The organism is Pseudomonas sp. KCJK9058, assembly GCF_046230975.1.
GTDB lineage: Bacteria > Pseudomonadota > Gammaproteobacteria > Pseudomonadales > Pseudomonadaceae > Aquipseudomonas > Aquipseudomonas alloputida.
Genome location: NZ_JBJJLR010000147.1, coordinates 1 through 313 on the forward strand (window position 1 = coordinate 1; position 313 = coordinate 313).

1 protein-coding gene is annotated in these 313 nt (G+C 61.7%); it reads left to right on the forward strand.

Annotated features, from left to right (window positions below):
• On the forward strand, positions 1-313 hold a 313-nt coding region (locus ACK59Z_RS25985; RefSeq protein ID WP_409294023.1), incomplete at both ends, for an immunoglobulin-like domain-containing protein.

Here is a 313-nt window from a genome sequence, read left to right on the forward strand (position 1 = left end):
CACCAACGACCCTGTGATCAAATCGATCGCAACCGTTGAAGGTGCGGATGTCGGCAAGTTCGAGCAACTGACACTGGACAAGACCCCGGTCAGCACGTCGGTCACCGACGAGCCGGGTACCCCAGGCAACGAAGGCGACCTGGTCAAGGTCACCATCACGGCCGACCAGACCTCGGTGGCCGAGAATGTCAAACCGACCTTCACTGTTCACGTCAACCAGCCGCTGGCTCACGACCTGGTCGTGACCCTGAGCAACAACGCCCAGGTCACCATCAAGGCCGGCGAAACCAGCGCGCCATACACCCACGCTGCG